Origin of the sequence: Roseiflexus sp. RS-1, assembly GCF_000016665.1 — a bacterium.
GTDB lineage: Bacteria > Chloroflexota > Chloroflexia > Chloroflexales > Roseiflexaceae > Roseiflexus.
Map to the genome: position 1 here is coordinate 4563919 of NC_009523.1, position 18669 is coordinate 4582587.

An 18669-nucleotide genomic window follows, 5' to 3' on the forward strand; every position below is an offset into this window, starting at 1 on the left:
CATGTGCGGGATTGTGGGTATCGTCAATATCCAGGGTGATCAACCGATCCACGAAGAGACGCTCCGCCGGATGCTGGCAATGATCCGGCACCGCGGACCCGATCAGTTTGGCATCTATCTCGACGATCAGGCTGGTCTGGGCAATGCGCGTTTGAGCATTATCGATCTGCACGGCGGTCAACAACCGATTGCCAATGAAGACGAAACGCTCTGGATCGTCTTCAACGGTGAGATTTTCAACTATGTGGAACTGCGCTCCGACCTGGAAGCGCGTGGACATCGCTTCACCACCAGTACCGACACCGAGGTGATCCTGCACCTGTACGAAGATCATGGACCGGCGTGTCTCTCCCTGCTCAACGGTCAATTCGCCATCGCTCTCTGGGATGCGCGTGAACAGACACTCTTCCTGGCGCGTGATCGGGTTGGCATTCTGCCGTTGTTCTACACTATCGTCGATGGCGCACTGATCTTCGGTTCCGAAATAAAAGCAATCCTGGCGGATCCGCGCGTGCCGCGAGCGATCGATCCGGTGGCGCTGGAGCAGATTTTCACCTTCTGGAGCACCCTCTCGCCACGAACGATCTTTCGCAACATTGTCGATCTTCCGCCCGGACACTATCTGATCGCGCGCCAGGGACAGATCGACATCCGACCCTACTGGCGTCTCGATTTCGGTCTGCCGGTGCGTGAGCGCAGTGAAGATGAATATATCGAGGAATTGCGCGAACTGCTGATCGATGCAACGCGGATCCGCCTGCGGGCTGATGTGCCGGTTGGCGCGTACCTGAGCGGCGGACTCGACTCCTCGACGGTGGCGGCAATCGTGCGCAGCGCCGCCGGAGTTCAGCTCGACACCTTTTCGATTGCGTTCAGCGATCCCGAATTCGACGAGAGTTCTTTTCAGCGCCAGATGGCGCAATTCCTCGGAACCGACCATCAGGTGGCGTTTGTCACCCATGCCGACATCGGGCGCGTCTTCCCGGAGGTGATCTGGCATACTGAAACGCCAATCCTGCGCACCTCACCCGCGCCGCTCTTCCTCCTCTCGCAGCTGGTGCGCGACCGGAACTATCGTGTGGTGCTGACCGGTGAAGGCGCCGACGAATTCCTGGCAGGGTACGACATTTTCAAGGAAGCGAAAGTGCGACGCTTCTGGGCGCGTCAACCGACATCGCGCCTGCGACCGCTCCTGTTTCGCCGGCTCTATCCATGGATCGCCGGGTTTGCCAGCAGCAACACAGCCTATCTGTCGGCATTTTTTAGCGAAGGATTGATGGATACGCAGGCGCCGGACTATTCCCATCGTCCACGCTGGCGCACCACCAGTCGGATCCGACGATTCTTCAGCGACGAGGTGCGTCAGGCTGCCGATGCACTGGCGCAGCCGGAGGATCGCGCACCGTTCTACCCGGAAGCGTTCAGCACGTGGGATCCATTGCAGCAGGCGCAGTACCTGGAAATCACCACCTTTCTCTCGCAGTACCTGCTCGCAGCCCAGGGCGATCGGATGCTCATGGCGCACGCCGTCGAGGGGCGCTTCCCCTTCCTCGATCATCGGGTGATCGAGTTTGCCAGCCGACTGCCGTCACGTCTGAAACTGCGCGGTCTGACCGAAAAGTACATTCTGCGCCAGGTCAGCCGTCGCTGGCTCCCGGACGCGATCTGGCAGCGCGCGAAGCAACCGTATCGCGCGCCGATCCACCGGAGTTTCTTCAACGATGCGCGTCCGGGCTATGTCGATCATCTGCTCGCGCCGGAATACATCCAGGCGACGGGTCTGTTCCGCCCCATGGCTGTTGCGCATTTGAGGAAGAAAGCGCTCTCCGGGGTGCGTCTGAGCGAAACCGAGGATATGGCGCTGGTGGGGATTCTCTCGACACACCTGCTGGTTGAGCAGTTCATTCGTGACATGCGTATGCCGCAGCCGCTCTCGGATGCGGATGATGTCAGGGTGTGCATACGAAGCGGCGTGGCAGCAGGAGGAGACCGATGACATTCGGGACACATGTGTTACAGATCGATGCCGCTGCCGAGACGGAGCGCATCATTGCCTGGTTGCAGCGCCACGTCATCAGAACCTTCCACCGTCAGGGGGTTGCGCTGGGGATCAGCGGCGGCATCGACTCATCGGTGGCGCTGGCGCTCTGTGTGCGCGCCTTCGGTCCGCAGCGCGTGGTTGCGTTGATGATGCCGGAGCGCGACTCCGACCCGGAAACGCTGCATCTCTCGGAGATGGTTGCGCGGCACTATGGCGTCGAGCCGATCCTGGAGGATATTACGCCGGTGCTCGAAGGATTTGGATGCTACCGTCGTCGTGATGAGGCGGTGCGTCGCATCTTCCCGGAGTACAACGCTGAACGCGGCTACAAAATGCGCATTGTGCTGCCGCAGAATCTGCTCGATGCCGATACGCTGAACGTCTTCTCGCTCGAAATTGTCACGCCCGATGGCGAAGTCAAAAGCAAACGCTTACCGCCGCGCGAGTATGCGCAGATTGTCGCCGCCTCGAATTTCAAGCAACGCACCCGCATGGCGATGCTGTACTACCACGCCGAGGTGCGCAATTACGCAGTCGTCGGCACGCCGAACAAGAATGAGCACGACCAGGGTTTCTTCGTCAAGTACGGTGACGGCGGCGCCGATCTGCGTCCAATTGTGCATCTGTACAAAACACAGGTCTATCAACTGGCGCGCTATCTTGAGGTGCCGGAGGTCATCCAGCGTCGCCCGCCAACGTCGGATACCTACAGCGCACCGACCACGCAGCAGGAATTCTTCTTTCGCCTTCCCTTTGAGACGATGGATCTGCTCTGGTATGCGCAGGAACATAACGTATCGCCCGACGATGCGGCGCAGGCATTGGGGTTGACGCCGGTGCAGGTGCAGCGCGCCTTCAACGATTTTGCCCGTAAGCAACGCACGACCGCATATCTGCGCATGCCTGTGCTGGAACTGCGCAGCGCGGATCAGAACGGCGAGCCGCTGAAATCTGTGGAGTTTCGCAGGAACGAAGGAGCACACACGTGATACAGGAGCAGTTGTTTACCATCGAGGATCGGGATGCCTGGGAGGAGGCGATGCCGACGCACATCAGTGTATTTGGCAGTATCGGCTACGCCTGCATTGTGCAGCGTCACATCGGCTATCCTGCCCGCTTGTTTGTTGTGTCGTCCGGCACAGGGCGGATCGTTTACCCTTTCTTTCTGCGTCCAGTGGCGAATCTGCCATTTGCGCAACAGTATGCGCCGTTCTGGGATACCCTCACCCCTGAGTATACCGGTCCGATGGCATGGGGTGAGGTGACGCCCCTGCTCAGGTATTTCTTCGACGAACGCTGGAACCGGTTCTGTGAAGAACAGGGGGTTGTGGCGGAATTTGCCCACCTGCATCCATCGGAGCGCGCCGCCGACCTGCTGGACTCCGCGCACGTGCAGTTCAATCGCGAGATCGTCGTTGTCGATCTGACGCTTCCGGAGGAGAATCTGTGGCGCCATTCCTTCTCGCTCTCCTGCCGCAAGAACATTCAGCGCGCACACCGCGATCAGGTGCGCGTTGTCGAAGGGCGAACTGATGCCGATGTGCGCGAGTTCCACCGCATCTATACGATGACGATGGAGCGTCGTCAGGCGCACAAACGCTACTTTTTCTCGCTCGACTATTTTCTGGCGTTTCGCGACGAATTGCCCGATAACACGCTGTTTCTGTTCGCCGTGTATCGTGATCGGGCGATTGCGGCGCACCTGTATCTCTATGATGATGAAGAGATGCACGATTTTCTCGGCGGCATGGAAGAGGAGCATAAGCGACTGCGTCCGGCGAACGCCGTCATTTATGCTGCTATTCAGTGGGGGCGACGCCGTGGGAAGCGTCGGCTCATTCTGGGGGGAGGGTATCAGCAGAACGATGGGATCTATCAGTTCAAGGCAAGTTTCTCTCCGCTGCGCGCACGTTTCTCAACGTATCGACGGGTGCGCCATCCGACGCTGTATGCCGATCTCTGCCAGGCATGGACGGAGTACTACGGATGCGCTCTGCCGCAGGACGCAACGTATTTCCCGGCGTATCGCATGATCCCGCCGCAGGATGCAGGATTGGCGCGCGAGGTTGGCGGTTAGATGCGCCCCGTATGGGGGCGAAGCGGGTTCTTTGGTCTGAACATGTCGGAACGTCCACAAAGGCAGAGCATGCCAGGGAGCAGAATATGGACAGAGTGCCCATGTCATCGCCGGATGTGACCGATGCTGAGCGGGAAGTTGTCATGAAAGCGTTGCACACGCCGGTTTTGAGCATCGGACCGTATGTTCAACAGTTCGAGCAACGTCTGTCGGCGTTTGTTGGCGCTCGTTACGGGGTTGCAGTCAACTCTGGCACGAGCGGTCTGCATCTGAGCGTCATCGCTGCTGGCGTTACCGAATATGATCTGGTCGTCACGACGCCGTTTTCGTTTATCGCATCGGCAAACTGCATTCTGTACGAACGCGGCATCCCGATCTTCGTCGATGTCGATCCGCTGACGGGGAATATCGATCCGGAACAGGTGCATGCTGCGATAAGCGATCTCTCGCGCGGCGGGATGGCGGCGCGGCGCTGGTTGCCGCCCGCTCTGCGCAACGGTCGTTATGGTCGGGTGAAAGCCATTCTTGCAGTGCATGCGTTTGGTCAACCAGCGGATATGACGCCGATCGTCGCACTTGCGCGGCGGCGGAATCTGGTGGTCATCGAAGATGCCTGCGAGGCGCTTGGTTCGGAGTATCGCGGTCATCCGGCGGGGACGTTGGGCGATCTGGCTGTCTTTGCCTTCTACCCGAACAAACAGATCACCACCGGCGAAGGGGGCATGATTGTCACCAACAACGAAGAATGGGCTGTGTTGCTGCGCAGTCTGCGCAACCAGGGTCGTGATGTGTTCGACGCCTGGTTGAACCATACCCGGCTTGGCTTCAACTATCGGCTCGACGAGTTGAGCGCCGCGCTGGGGTGTGTGCAAATGCAGCGCATCCACGAGTTGCTGGCAAAACGCGCGCGAGTGGCGGCATGGTACAACGAACGGCTCGCCGATCTCGAACTGGTCGAACGTCCGCTGATCAGCGATACGACCACGGTGATGAGCTGGTTCGTCTATGTAGTGCGGATCAAGCCGCCCGCCCGACGCGATGGAGTGATGCGCCTGCTGGCAGCCAGCGGTATTCCGAGTCGTCCGTACTTTACACCGATCCATCTGCAACCGTTCTACCGCAAACGGTTCGGTTTCCGCCGGGGCGATTTCCCGGTGACCGAACGCCTGGGGGATACGTCGCTGGCGCTGCCGTTTTCCAGCGTGATGACCGAATCGCAGGTCGATATGGTGTGTGAACAGTTGCGCCGCAGTCTGGTGCAATCGATCCAGTCGGAAGATACGGTAGGCGTGGCGTGAGTCGTGAGATGACAGATCAAAAACGAATATCACAATTGCGCATAATCACACGTCTGCAATGGTCACACCGATCCGCCCGCCTGGGATACGCAATGCTTTTGACTATCGCTGCTCTGACGGTCAGCGCCGGGTGGTGGTTGCCAGCGCTGGGCGGTCTGCTGGCGCTGGAAGGACGACCGGCGCACGCCGATGCGATTGTCGTGCTTGGCGGCGGGTTCCCGTTGCGTGACCAGCACGCGATCGATCTCTACCGTGAGGGATGGGCGCGGGAGATCTGGCGCACCGGCGATCTGCCCGGCGGCTCGGTCGTGTTACAGAAGGCGCGCCGACTGGCACTCCAGCAGGGGGTTCCCGAAACAGCATTCGTGCCGGTGGCGACCGATAGCACCTGGGCGGATGGGCGCGAAATTGCTCGCATGGCGCAGGAGCGCCACGCCCAACGCCTGCTCATCGTTACCGAGTGGCCCCACAGTCGGCGCGCTATGTGCGTGATTAATCGTCACCTTGCCGGTACCGGCGTCGTCGCGTTCTACGATGGTCCGCGCCATCCGCCCTACACGCCGTCCAACTGGTGGCGTGATCCCGAAGGTCGCCGGATCGTGTCTGGTGAAATGCTCAAGACGATCTACTACCTGTTGCGATTCGGCGTGACTCCCTGGGCATGTTGAGCATTCCGCTGCGCAACGGCGCGGAGTGGAACAGGAGGAGGATATGTCACGATCATTGCCTGCCGGACATCTCTGCACAATCGATGTGTTGATGTTGACTATTGCGGCGTTCGCCAGTTATGCACTACGTCTCGAGCGTCTCGATCTGGGTGAGCACTGGCGGTCGTTCGTGCTGTTTGCCGGAGCAGCGCCGGTTGTTGTGCTGATGCTCTTTGGGATGACACGGGTCTATGCCCAGTACTGGCGCTATGCATCGTTCCACGAGTTCAGTCTGCTGGCGTGGGCGCTTGTGTGCGCCGGGATCGTTCTGGAAGGCATGGTGCTGATCGGGCGCGCCCTGTTTCCAGCGATACCGGTTGTCCCGTTGTCGATCCCGCCGATCTTCGTCTTATCCGCGCTGACACTGACCGCATTGCCGCGCCTGATGATGCACGCGCGATTTCAACCTTCCCCCCGGCGCTGGCATCGACAGAGCGGTAATCGTGCGCTGATCATGGGCGCCGGTGAAGCCGGCGCAATGATTGTGCAGAGTATGCGTCTTGCCCGGCAGAATAATGTTATTGTGGGCTTTGTCGATGATAACCCGCACAAGCGAGGCGTGCGCATCAATGGCGCGCCGGTGCTCGGTGATCGTCACGATATTCCGCGTCTGGCGGCAGAGTATCAGATCAACGAGGTGATCATCGCCATGCCGAGTGCGCCGGGCAAAACCATCCGTGAGATTGTTGCGATCTGTGAACGTGCCGGTGTGCGCGCTCGCATCATCCCCGGAATAGCCGAACTGGTCGATGGTCGGTTCAGCGTCAATCATATCCGCGATGTGCAGATCGAAGACCTGCTCCGCCGCGCGCCGATACAAACCGATATGCAGGCGGTAGGGCGCCTGATCCGTGGGCGGCGCGTGCTGGTCACCGGCGGGGGCGGATCGATCGGGAGCGAAATCTGTCGCCACGTGCTGCGGTACGAACCGTCTGACCTGATCATTCTGGGGCACGGTGAAAACAGTGTATTCGCCATCCACAACGAGTTGTACCGGTGGTTGAACACGCCACGCGGAGAGTCGGATAGCGTAGACGGTGATGGACAATGCCGGTCATACCGCACGCCAACGCTGCATACGGTGATTGCCGATATTCGCTTCTCCGAGCGCATTCACGCGGTGTTCGAGCGGTATCGTCCGGAGATCGTGTTCCATGCCGCAGCGCACAAGCACGTTCCGCTGATGGAAGCCAACCCCGTCGAAGCGGTGACCAACAATGTGCTTGGCACGCGCAATCTGCTCGATGCCGCAATTGTCACCGGCGTTGAACGCTTCGTCATGATCTCGACCGATAAGGCGGTCAACCCCACCAGCATCATGGGCAGCAGCAAGCGTGCCGCCGAACTGCTGGTGCATCACGCAGCGAAGGTCAGCGGTCGGGCGTTCATGGCAGTGCGTTTCGGCAACGTCCTGGGCAGTCGCGGCAGTGTTGTGTGGACGTTCAAGCAGCAGATTGCCGCCGGCGGACCGGTGACAGTAACCCATCCAGAGATGCGCCGTTATTTCATGACCATCCCCGAAGCGGTGCAACTGGTGTTGCAGGCGGCGGCGCTTGGTCGGGGCGGCGAGGTGTTTACGCTGGACATGGGTGAGCCGGTCAAGATTCTCGATCTGGCGCGCGATATGATCGAACTCTCCGGGTTGCAGGTAGGGCGCGACATCGATATCGCCTTTGTAGGGTTGCGCCCAGGCGAGAAACTCTTTGAGGAACTGTTCCTGCCCGGCGAGCAGTACGACCGCACAAGCCACGAGAAGATTTTCATTGCCAGGAATGCCAGCCGGCTTGTCCCCGCCGATGTGCTCGCGCTGATCGCCGATCTTGAAGAGGCGGCTCTGTCGGACGATACGTCACGCACCGTCCGGTTGCTCCGTCTCATCGTTCAGCGCAGTCAATCGACGCCACACGAGGATGTGCACGGCGATCATACGCTCGAGCCTGCCAGCCTGCGCGCGCTCGCAGTGGGTGGGTCGTAGCGGGTCGAACGCCCACGGCGCACGATGATCCTTCCTGCGGGTGACGCATGCTTCTGGATGGCGCAGTGTTCCGCGCTGTGGAGAGCGTGCGTCGCTTGCTGCGCTCCAGTACGCTGGCATGGAGTCGCTTCCTGTGCTGCCGCAGTTCAGGGCATCAGATCGCACCCAACGCCGGTGCGGAATATCTCGTCAGTGTCCACATTTCTCCTGGGAGCGAGGGTATCTTGCCCTCGTAGACGCGACGAGGGCGGGACGCCCTCGCTCCCGGGCGTGTGTGTTCCTCCAGGTGTGAACAGTTACACCGTCTCTGGAGTTGGACAAAACCGGTGAGTCGCGGTACGCTAGAGAACCTGGAGACGGCGCAGGCATGGGGAGGCAGATTCGTGCGCGTTTTCATTACTGGCATTACGGGTCCGGTTGGCAGCGCGCTTGCCGACTATCTGGTGACATTACCCGGCGTCGAGGTGCACGCTTTCAAACGCTGGCGTAGCGATACGCGCCCGATTGCGCATCTGCTTGGACGGATCACGGTGCACGAGGGAGACATCGAAGATCCGTACTCGGTGGCGCGTGCGGTGGAACGGGCGGCGCCGGAGCGCGTGTACCATCTGGCAGCGCAGAGTTATCCCAGCGAGTCGTGGGATGCGCCGGTTGTTACCATGCGCACCAATGTCGAGGGAACGATCAACCTGCTGGAGGCGGTGCGCCGTTATGCGCCACGCGCGCGGGTGCATATCGCCGGCACCAGCGCCGAGTACGGCTGGGTACGTCCAGAAGAGACGCCGATCCGCGAAACGCATCCCACCCGTCCCCTCAGTCCCTATGGCGTGAGCAAGGTCGCAGCCGGATTGAGCGGCTTGCAGTACGCTGCCAACTACGGTTTACACGTTGTCGTCACCCGTTCATTCAATCACGTTGGTCCGCACCAGGGCGACCGGTGCGCCATTCAGACATTCTGCCGTCAGATGGCGCTGATCGAGCATGATCGTCAGGAACCGGTCATATACGTCGGCAATCTGGAGGCGCGGCGTGATTTTACCCATACGCGCGATGTGGCGCACGCGCTCTGGCTGTTGCTCGACCATAGCGTGTCAGGTGAAATCTACAATCTCTGCTCAGGTGTGGCAACGCGCATCGGCGATATTGTTGCGCTGGTGCAACGGTCTGGTCGCGTTGCAACGGAAGTCCGCATCGATCCGTCGCGCCTGCGCCCGTCGGATGAGCCGCTGCTCGTGGGCGACAATACGAAACTGCGGCAGGCGACGGGATGGGCGCCCCAGATCGATGTGCCAATGATGGTGGAGGAGTTGATGGCGTACTGGCGGGAGCGGATCGCTACGGGGGGGTGAGGTGTCCTCACGGGGGTAGGTTTTTGGGGAAGCCCTTGCGTGCCATCTCCCGTTTCAGGCATCAGGACGCCCAAACTCCCCCTTCTCCCCTTGTGGGAGAAGGGGGCAGGGGGGATGCTTACAGGGGTAGGTTTTTAGGAAGACCCTGCGTTCCTTCTCTCGTTTTGGTTGTCCTGACGCCCAAACTCCCCCTTCTCCCCTTGTGGGAGAAGGGGGTTGGGGGGATGAGGGGCAAAAGGCGTGGGAATGCAGCAAACCGCACATCTCTCCCAAGAACTCTACCCTTGAAAGGGTGAGGTGTCGGGGTCGGGGCACGGCATGCCGTGCCCCGACGACTCTGCCGCGACGCGGCATGCCGTACCCCGACGACTCTGCCGCGATGCGCCATGCCGTGTCGCACGAGATGCCCGCGTCCAGCGGAGTGTAGACCGAAATTATGGTCGTTGAGTAATTATTCCGCTATAGCCCATGCAGGCGGGCTTCGCCTTGCCTGGCCGAGGGCTTCAGCCCGACGGCGAGAGGCGCATACCGGACTTAATGCTCAATCTCCATCAGCCCCACGGCAATGGCGAATACCGGTTTATATTTCGGTCGCCGCGTGGGGGCGCGATGTTCGTTGCGGTCGTCTGGAGAGTGCTCAACTTTGTCCAATCGGTTCAGCCTCTGTGAGAACTGCTCTAAATGACTCTATAGGTCGCATCGCTGTATGCGGGCGCGACGCCCGCGCACCCGGCATGCGGGCGCGACGCTGGCGTACCCACACGGAGGCGCGAGGTTTATCCCTGCGGTGCGGAGACTGGCTCCTCCGGTTCTGCGGCAGCTGGCGGGGCAGGCGTCGGAAGCGCTGCGATCTGGTAGAAGGCGACAATTTTGTCCCGCGCTAAGGCGGCAAAATCGCGTGGTATCGGCGTGCCGCCGGCGATCGGGAAGATCTGCACACTGCGCAGCGGCAGAAAATCCTCCATGAGTCGCTCAAGCGCCTCGGTCAGCGTCAGACCCGGACGGACATAACACGTCCCGCGAACGACGAAGGCAGTCGTGAAGAACATCACTGTCAACGGTACAACCTCCCGGCGTTGTTCTTCCAGCGGGTAATCGGGTGGCGGCGGCGCTTCTGTCAGGGTTGCGACCAGCACCGCCTCTGATCGGTCGCAGAGGAGTTGCGGCAGGCGCTGTGTTGTGGGATGATGCCCCAGCGGTACGATCGTCGCGTCACGCAGGGTGAGGTAGCGGCGCTGTTCACCGTTGATCGCGTCACTGACGCGCCGATAGATGGTGAGATCATATGCCCCTGCAATGACCAGGCTGGTGGTGTAGATCTCGATCTGATGGGTATAGAGCGGTGTCAGATTGCGCCTCGCACATCACTATCGTTCTGCAACGCGCGCCAGGACGCCCCAGAACTCCGGATACGACACATCGACCGCCCCGGCGCCGCGCAGCGTCGTTTCGCCAGATGCCACAAGCCCGGCGATAGCCCATGTCATCGCCAGGCGATGATCGCCATGGCTGTCGAGCGAAGCGCCGCGTAGACGCGCGCCCCCTGAAATGACCATGCCATCACTGGTTGGCTCCACCGTTGCACCGAGCGCCGTCAGACCCGACGCCGCCGTTGCAATGCGATCAGTCTCTTTGACACGCAGTTCCTGGGCGTCACGAATGATCGTTTCACCTTCTGCGCACGCTGCAGCGAGCGCCAGAACCGGCAGTTCATCGATCAGACGCGGGATTAGCGCGCCTTCAATGGTGATGCCACGCAACTGTGACGAACGCACGGTCACATCTCCGACCGGTTCACTCCCCTCGATGCGCTGATTCGTCACCTCGATCTGCGCACCCATAGCGCGTAGTGCGTCAAGCGCGCCGGTGCGCGTCGGGTTGAGACAGACGCCGGTGGTTGTCAATTCGGCGTCGGGGTGGATGGCTGCCGCGACCCACCAGAAAGCCGCCGATGACGGATCACCCGGCGCCCGGAGCGATAGCGGACGCAGTGCATCGGAGTGTGCTGGCGGCGTCAGACGGATGACCGGCGTATTGACCGTGATCTCAACTCCCATCGCTGCCAGCATACGCTCGGTATGGTCCCGCCCATCGGTACGACCAGTCAGCGTCAGCGGCGCATCGCCGAACAGCGCTGCCAGCAGCAGCGCGCTCTTGACCTGTGCCGACGCAATTGGCAGTTCGTATGCGCCGCCGTGCAGGTGTGCGCCGCGTACCGCCAGCGGCGCGCAGTTGCCCTGCTGCCGACCGTCGAGGCTGGCGCCGAGGGCGCGCAGCGGCGCAACAATGCGCTGCTGCGGACGTGAGCGGAGCGACGAGTCGCCGGTGAGCACGGCAAACATGCCCTCCTGCCCGGCGATCATGCCCGCCAGCAGGCGCAGCGTCGTGCCGGAGTTGCCGCAGTCCAGCACATCGACCGGCTCGCGGAGACCGCGCAACCCCGCGCCATCGACGCGCACCGTGGTTCCCTGGCGTTCGATGTGCACGCCGAGCGCCTGAACACAGGCAATGGTCGAGAGGCAATCCGCGCCGGTGAGAAAATTCGTAATCTCAGCGCTGCCAGCAGCAACTGCATTCAACAGAATCGCCCGATGCGAGATCGACTTATCGCCTGGGAGATCAATAATGCCGCGTAATCGATGCGGAGGAGTGATGCTGTATATCATCATTGCTTGCCACGTTCGGATCGTAACTCATCACTGGTCTGGCTGAGTGACCAGTTTATACCCGAACCCACGGACGGTCACAACAAAGCGCGGATTGCCGGGATCGGATTCGATCCGCTGGCGCAGGCGGTAGACCAGCGCATCGATGGCATTGTAATCGTACACTTCATAATCCCACACATTCCTGGCGATCTCGTCCTTGCTCAACACCTGACCTTTATGGGTGTAGAGCAATTCGAGCAACTGGAACTCCTTCACCGTCAGCGGCGGATCGAGGAGTTTGCCGTGAATATAGACCTCCTTGGCGCGACTATCGACGCGCAGCGCCTCTTCGTGCGAGCGTACCCGCTTAAGAATCTCTAGCGGCAGTGGACCTTTCTGGGTCGCTTCGGGGTCGTTGAACACAATCTCAGCATCGGCGATCCAGATGCGATCCTGGTTGTGCAACGTCTGGACGCCCTCAATACGCTCGCCATTGACATAGGTTCCATTTGTGCTATCAAGGTCGCGGATCAGATATCCGCTTTCATCACGCTCAAGACGCGCATGGCGGCGCGATGCGAGCGGGTGATCGATCACAATATCATTTGCCGGGTCACGACCCAGCGTGAGGATCGGACGATCCCATTCGATCTGAATGGTTGCAGCATCCTGACGCCTGATAACCAGGATCGGTACAGGTCCCGACTGCATGGATAGCCTCCGAATTCCGTCACATTGACGCCATCTGTGCCACCGGCGCGTGATGTGGTACAATCATCGTCGGGTACTGTAAGCGATTATACCATTGACGGCGAAACAGTGACAAGACGAGCGAAGGGCGGATTTCGGGCGCGCGTCGGCACGGTGCGGGAGCGGCAATGACCCGTCTCATCGGTCAACACCTTGGTCGCTATCTGGTGCAGGAAGAGATCGGGCGCGGCGGCATGGCGCGCGTCTATCGCGCTTTCGACACCTCGCTGAAGCGCACCGTTGCGCTCAAGGTCCTGGCGCCGCATCTCGCGCTCGACCCGGAGTTCGAGCGGCGTTTTGAACGCGAAGCGATAACAGTTGCCAACCTCCGCCACCCCAACATCGTTACCGTGTACGACATCGGTGAAGCGAATGGTTTACGCTACATCGCAATGGAATATGTGCGCGGGCGAACGTTGCACGCGATCATCCGCGAGCGTGGCGCTCTGGGGCTGGCAATCGCTATCAGCATTATCGCTCCGGTCGCCGATGCGCTCGACCATGCGCATGCCCAGGGAGCGGTGCATCGCGATGTCAAGCCGCACAACATCCTGATCGATATTGAAGGGCGCGTGCTGCTGACCGACTTCGGCATTGCGCAGGCGCCGGATGGCGAGCGTCTCACGCGCACCGGCATTTTTATGGGAACGCCGGAGTATATTTCGCCGGAACAGGCGTCGGCGCAGCGCGTCGATGGACGGAGCGACCTCTATTCGCTGGCAATTGTCACCTATGAGATGATCACCGGCGTTGTGCCCTTCTCCGGCGCAACGCCGCAGTTGATCATGGCGCATGTGCAATCGCCGCCGCCGCCCCCCTCGTCGATTGCGCCCCAGGAGCCGCCGGAACTCGATCTGGTGCTGGCGCGCGCGCTTGCGAAGCGCCCCGAACAGCGTTTTGGCAGTGGCGCGGCGTTTGTCGAAGCATTGCGGATCGTTGCCCGACGTCATAACGTTGCACCCGCGTTGCAGCAGGAAATCGCCGATCTGGCACTGCCACGCGCTGTTCCGCACCGCGCGGCGCCGTCGTCGGCAACCATCAACGGTCCGGCTGTGCGCCCGGTATCCGGCAGGGTGGATCAGGTTGTGTCACTGCGAGGCGATCAGACGCCGATCGGCGCTCCGCCCCAACGTCCGCCGCTCCGTTTCACCCCGGATCGCGGCGTATCATCAGGGACGTCGTTGCGTCCTCTGCCCGAACAACGTGGCATCCGCTGGTCAATCGTCGCTCCAATGAGCGCCGGGGTTATCGTTGTGGCGCTGATCGCAGCGCTCTTTGGCGCAGGGGTGTTCGGCGCTTCCGGGCAGGCGCAACCTGCTCCGCCGCCGGTGACGGTCATGCTGACCGAAACGCCGCCGCTGCCGCCAACCTGGACGCCAGCGCCCTCGCCCACCTTTACGCCAACACCGGCGCCAACCGATACCCCCACGCCGGAACCGCCAACTCCTGTACCGCCAACCCAGGCGCCGGTGTTCGTGCCTCCGCCGCCACCCCCGCCCCCGCCCCCGCCTCCGCCGACGGCAACCCCCGAACCGCCGACGGAGACGCCAACGGAGACGCCGACGGATACTCCTGAACCACCAACGGCGACACCGACACAGGCGACACCATCGGCAACCGGTACGCCCGAAGCGACGTCGACGGTCACTGCCACAGCGGGCACTGCCACGCCAACGGCGACGCCTGGCGCTACCGCAACTCCGACTCCCGGCGCAACGACAACGCCGGGTTCAGATCTCACGCCGACCGTCACGGTTACGCCAACATCCGGTGTCACGCCGACCGTCACGACTGGTTCGGCGACTACCGGGACGCCGCCAGCGGACGTCACTGCTTCGCCAACACCTTCGTCCACGCCGGAAGCATCGCCGACCGTTCCTTCGCCTTCGCCGGAAGCATCGCCAACCGCTTCACCGCCACCCGGTTGATGATCGGCGTCTGCTTTGCGAGGCGAACGTTCAACGTTCAACCCCCTGACCTTCAACCGTCTTCCCTTCCCCCAATACCGCCAGCACATCACACATAACCTCGATCCACGCCGGATCGCCGCCTGCGTTATGCACACGCCGGTCAAGACGCACAAACTGCGGTCCGATACGTATGCCTCTGGCGCGGGCGAAGCGCCGCTCCAGTCTTGATCGCGCCTGATCGTTCCCTTCCGGCAGGCGAATGATAAACTCGGCATCGGTGGTGACGACCGATGTCACACCGGCAGCCAGCGCCAGCGCCTTGATGCGCAACCAGATCAGCAGTTGATCTGCTGGCTCTGGCAGTTCTCCGAACCGGTCACGCAGTTCCTGGCGCAGGTCGCGCACTGCTTCTGGCGTTTGCGCTTCCGCCATACGCTGGTACACCGCCAGCCGCACCCGATCATCAGGAATGTAATCGACCGGCAGGTAAGCGTCGAGCGGGAGATCGAGCGTGACCAGCGGCGAGATCAGCACCTTTTCATCCACCCGTACCGCCGGTCGTCTGGAGGGAACGGACGAACGTGCAGGCGGCGGCGTCTGCCCGTCGGAAGGTTGCGCTGGCGCGCCTGGGGATGTGCGCATTGCGTCTGTGCCGGTGATAAAGTTCGTTGCGATCAACCGCTGTTTCAGCGTGCGCACCGCCTGCTCAAGCAGACGCGAGTAGAGATCAAAGCCAACTGCGGCGATATGTCCGCTCTGCTCAGCACCCAGCAGGTTTCCTGCGCCGCGAATCTCAAGATCGCGCATGGCGATACGGAACCCTGCGCCGAGTTCGGTCGCTTCCTGAATTGCCCGTAATCGCTCCTGCGCCTCCGGCGTCGAAGGACGTTCCGACTTGTAGAATAGATATGCATAGGCGCGCTGGGTGCTCCGCCCGACCCGACCGCGCAACTGGTACAACTGCGCCAGACCAAAATTGGTGGCGTCGTCGATGATAATCGTGTTGGCGTTGGGCACGTCCAATCCGCTCTCGATGATCGTCGTGCAGACCAGCACATCATCTCTGCCGGTGAAAAAGTCGAGCATCACCCGTTCCAGTTGATGTTCCTCAAGTTGCCCGTGCCCGACGGCAATCCGGGCTTCCGGCACTAACCGGCGCAGCCGGTCGGCAACATAGTAGATGCTCTGCACCCGATTGTGCACGAAGTAGACCTGTCCGCCGCGGTCGAGTTCACGCAGAATGGCTTCACGGATCAGGCGTTCGTCGTAGGGCAACACGTAGGTTTTGATCGGAATACGGTCCTCCGGCGGCGTATCGATGATGCTGAGATCGCGGATGCCTGCCAGCGCCATGTGGAGCGTGCGCGGGATCGGCGTTGCCGTCAGGGTCAGAACATCCACATTGGTGCGCAACTGTTTGATACGCTCTTTGTGGCGCACGCCGAAGCGCTGCTCCTCGTCGATCACCAGCAGTCCCAGGTCTTTGAAGACCACATCTTTCGAGAGCAGACGGTGGGTGCCGATAATGATGTCGATTTCGCCGCGCGCCAGGCGCTGGACAATCTCGCTCTGCTCCTTTGCCGAACGAAAGCGGGAAATCATATCGATCCTGACCGGGAATGCCGCCATGCGCCGGCTGAAGGTGTCGTAGTGCTGCTGCACCAGCACGGTGGTTGGCGCCAGCACTGCCACCTGTTTACCGTCCTGCACCGCTTTGAACGCCGCCCGCAGCGCCACTTCCGTCTTACCAAACCCGACATCGCCGCAGACCAGACGATCCATCGGTTGCGGCTGCTCCATATCGCGTTTGACATCGATGATCGCTTTGAGCTGGTCGGGCGTTTCGACATAGGGGAAACTGGCTTCGAGTTCGCGTTGCCATTCGGTATCCGGGCTGAAGGCGTGCCCCTCCGCCAGTTGACGTTGCGCATAGAGGGTGATCAACTCTTCCGCCAGATCCTGCACAGCCGCGCGCGCCTTGCGCTTGGCGCGTTCCCAGTCCTGCGTGCCCAGGCGGGTGAGTTGCGGTTCGACATCGCCCGCGCCAATGTAGCGCGACACGCGATCGATCTGATCGACCGGCACGTAGAGCCGGTCGCCTTCGGCATACCGCAGATTCAGGTAGTCGCGCTCGATGCCGCCGACGCTTCGTCGTATCAATCCTTCATAGACGGCAATGCCATGCTCGATATGCACCACATAATCGCCCGGTTTCAATCCGCGCAGAAAGGCGGCGCGGTCTTCTGCGCGGCGATCATGGCGACGGCGACGATCGGCAATGATGCGTCGCTGCCGCCAACCGAAAATCTCGGTGTCGCTGTAGAGGGTCAGGTTGAGCGCTGGCATACGGAAGCCTTCGTCAAGCGTACCGTGGAGAACAGTCAACCCGGATACAACGTTCTCCACACCATCCGATGCATCGCGCTGCAACGCTTCTGTGACGAGTTCCTGCAACCGCGCCGCCTGAGGCGTGATGAGAACCACCCGCTCACCGGCGCGCAGTCGCTCGACGACATCGTCAACCAATCGCCGGATCTGTCCGCCGAACAGTTCGGCAGGCGCAAACAGGCGTTCTGGCAGGAGATGAACCCGGAAGCGGTCTTCGGAGGGGTGTACGTTGCGGGTGTCGGTCAATGGCGCAGGATTGCCGTTCTGTTCCCCGAATGAAAAGGATGGTGGAAGCGGTGCAGGATCGGACAGCAGTACATCCCAGAACGGATGTTCGTTGTTGCTGAGATTCACCAGCGTGTGCGCTTCCGCCAGAGCCATCAGTTCGTGCCAGCGGAGATAGGGGCGCGGGAAGGCTGCTGGCAATTCGCCAGCATCGATCTGCTGACGGCGGCGCGTTTCCGCCTGCTGATCAAGTTCGGTTGCGTGCTGCGCCAGCAGCAGCGCCTCGCTGAGAACCACCGGCGCCCCTGGCGGCAGATGGTGCAGCAGTGTACCCGGCGCCTGCGGGTTATCGCGGAAGAATGGTGCAAACAGCGCGCGCCCCTCGAAGCGCTCCCCATTCCTGATGTGATCGAACGCCTGCAACCACTCATCGAGCGCTTCGTGCCGCAGCATCGACGTATCGATAGCGCGCATTCGTTCCAGCGCAACATCGCGTCGCCACAGCGGGAACTCGTGCGGCGGACCGATGATCGCAGCGCGGATCTGCGCCTCGCTGCGCTGCGTCAGCGGATCGAACCGCCGCAGACTATCGATCTCATCGCCAAAGAACTCAATCCGCAGCGGAAGATCATCCCCCGGCGAAAACACATCGATGATGCCGCCGCGCCGGTTGACTTCGCCCGGCTCCTCGACCGTCGGCGCGTACCGATACCCCATAGCGATCAACCGTTCGATCAGATCATCGAGCGCATACGCCATGCCCCGCTCCAGGCGCACACTGGCATCGCGCAGTTCATCGGGCGTCAGCGATGGCTGCATCAACGCTTTGACCGGAGCGACGATCACGAACGGCGCCACATCCACATCGCCGGCGTTGAACGCCGCCAGGCGATGCAGCACACGCAACCGCGCCGTCAGAATGTCGGCGCCGGTTGACATATGCTCATACGGAAGCGCATCGCTCGCCGGAAACAGGAATACCCGATCTGTGCCGATCCACTGCCGCAGATCTTCATGCGCGCGCAGCGCCGCATCGGTTGTGCCCACAAGGTACAGCAGCGGCGCAACGCCCTGGAGGGTAAAGGCGGCAACCAGCGGCGTCCGCGCTGCGCCTGGCGTCGGCGCGATATGCAGGCGCGCCCCCCGATGAGCGTGCAGCGTTGCAATCAGGTCCTGCACTGGCGCAATGGCGGTGATTTCTGCAAGCACAGTAGCACAGGTGGTCACTGACATCACGGACACCAACACAGAAACGGAGCGCAGTCGCGTGACCGGCTCCCTACGGAAAATGTCACATCCGT

General features: G+C 61.4%; 12 protein-coding genes. 8 read left to right on the forward strand and 4 right to left on the reverse strand.

What is annotated here, in order from left to right; all coding sequences use genetic code 11:
- Position 1 precedes the first annotated feature (1 nt).
- The 7 genes from asnB to ROSERS_RS18835 all read left to right on the forward strand — a co-directional run bounded on the left by asnB (position 2) and on the right by ROSERS_RS18835 (position 9447).
- Entirely contained in the window at positions 2–1996 is a 1995-nt protein-coding gene (gene asnB, locus ROSERS_RS18805; protein ID WP_011958346.1) for an asparagine synthase (glutamine-hydrolyzing), read from the forward strand.
- The gene (gene nadE / locus ROSERS_RS18810) at positions 1993–3030 is read left to right on the forward strand and encodes an NAD(+) synthase (RefSeq protein ID WP_011958347.1); all 1038 of its coding nucleotides are present in this window, start codon (positions 1993–1995) and stop codon (positions 3028–3030) included. Before asnB ends, nadE begins: the two co-directional genes overlap by 4 nt.
- Entirely contained in the window at positions 3027–4118 is a 1092-nt protein-coding gene (locus tag ROSERS_RS18815) for a lipid II:glycine glycyltransferase FemX (RefSeq protein WP_011958348.1), read from the forward strand. The genes nadE and ROSERS_RS18815 overlap by 4 nt, the downstream gene beginning before the upstream one ends.
- Before the next feature lie 86 nt (positions 4119–4204).
- Positions 4205–5416, forward strand: a complete 1212-nt coding sequence (locus ROSERS_RS18820; RefSeq protein WP_011958349.1) for a DegT/DnrJ/EryC1/StrS family aminotransferase — start codon at positions 4205–4207, stop codon at positions 5414–5416.
- A 92-nt stretch (positions 5417–5508) separates the two neighbouring features.
- Positions 5509–6084 (forward strand): YdcF family protein, encoded by a 576-nt coding sequence (locus ROSERS_RS18825; RefSeq protein WP_011958350.1) that lies wholly within the window; start codon positions 5509–5511, stop codon positions 6082–6084.
- 43 nt (positions 6085–6127) lie between these two features.
- The gene (locus ROSERS_RS18830; RefSeq protein ID WP_011958351.1) at positions 6128–8098 is read left to right on the forward strand and encodes a polysaccharide biosynthesis protein; all 1971 of its coding nucleotides are present in this window, start codon (positions 6128–6130) and stop codon (positions 8096–8098) included.
- 383 nt (positions 8099–8481) lie between these two features.
- Complete coding sequence (locus ROSERS_RS18835) at positions 8482–9447, forward strand: GDP-mannose 4,6-dehydratase (protein WP_011958352.1); 966 nt, start codon at positions 8482–8484, stop codon at positions 9445–9447.
- A gap of 776 nt (positions 9448–10223) precedes the next feature.
- Here ROSERS_RS18835 and ROSERS_RS24390 read toward each other — a convergent pair.
- From ROSERS_RS24390 to ROSERS_RS18855, 3 genes are all read right to left on the reverse strand, one after another.
- Complete coding sequence (locus tag ROSERS_RS24390; protein WP_011958353.1) at positions 10224–10583, reverse strand: hypothetical protein; 360 nt, start codon at positions 10581–10583, stop codon at positions 10224–10226.
- A gap of 231 nt (positions 10584–10814) precedes the next feature.
- On the reverse strand, positions 10815–12116 hold the full coding sequence (aroA, locus tag ROSERS_RS18850; protein ID WP_011958354.1) for a 3-phosphoshikimate 1-carboxyvinyltransferase: 1302 nt from the start codon (positions 12114–12116) through the stop codon (positions 10815–10817).
- 27 nt (positions 12117–12143) lie between these two features.
- Positions 12144–12806, reverse strand: coding sequence for a winged helix-turn-helix domain-containing protein (locus ROSERS_RS18855; protein WP_011958355.1), 663 nt, complete (start codon positions 12804–12806; stop codon positions 12144–12146).
- Between the two features lie 167 nt (positions 12807–12973).
- Here ROSERS_RS18855 and ROSERS_RS27200 point away from each other — a divergent pair, with 167 nt between their 5' ends.
- Positions 12974–14773: a serine/threonine-protein kinase gene (locus tag ROSERS_RS27200; RefSeq protein WP_011958356.1), complete on the forward strand. Its 1800-nt coding sequence runs from the start codon at positions 12974–12976 to the stop codon at positions 14771–14773.
- 30 nt (positions 14774–14803) lie between these two features.
- On the opposite strand, the gene mfd is transcribed toward ROSERS_RS27200, so the two are convergent.
- Positions 14804–18601 carry a transcription-repair coupling factor gene (gene mfd, locus ROSERS_RS18865; RefSeq protein WP_011958357.1) on the reverse strand — a complete coding sequence of 1266 codons (3798 nt, stop codon included), beginning with the start codon at positions 18599–18601 and terminating at the stop codon, positions 14804–14806.
- Between the last annotated feature and the right edge of the window lie 68 nt (positions 18602–18669).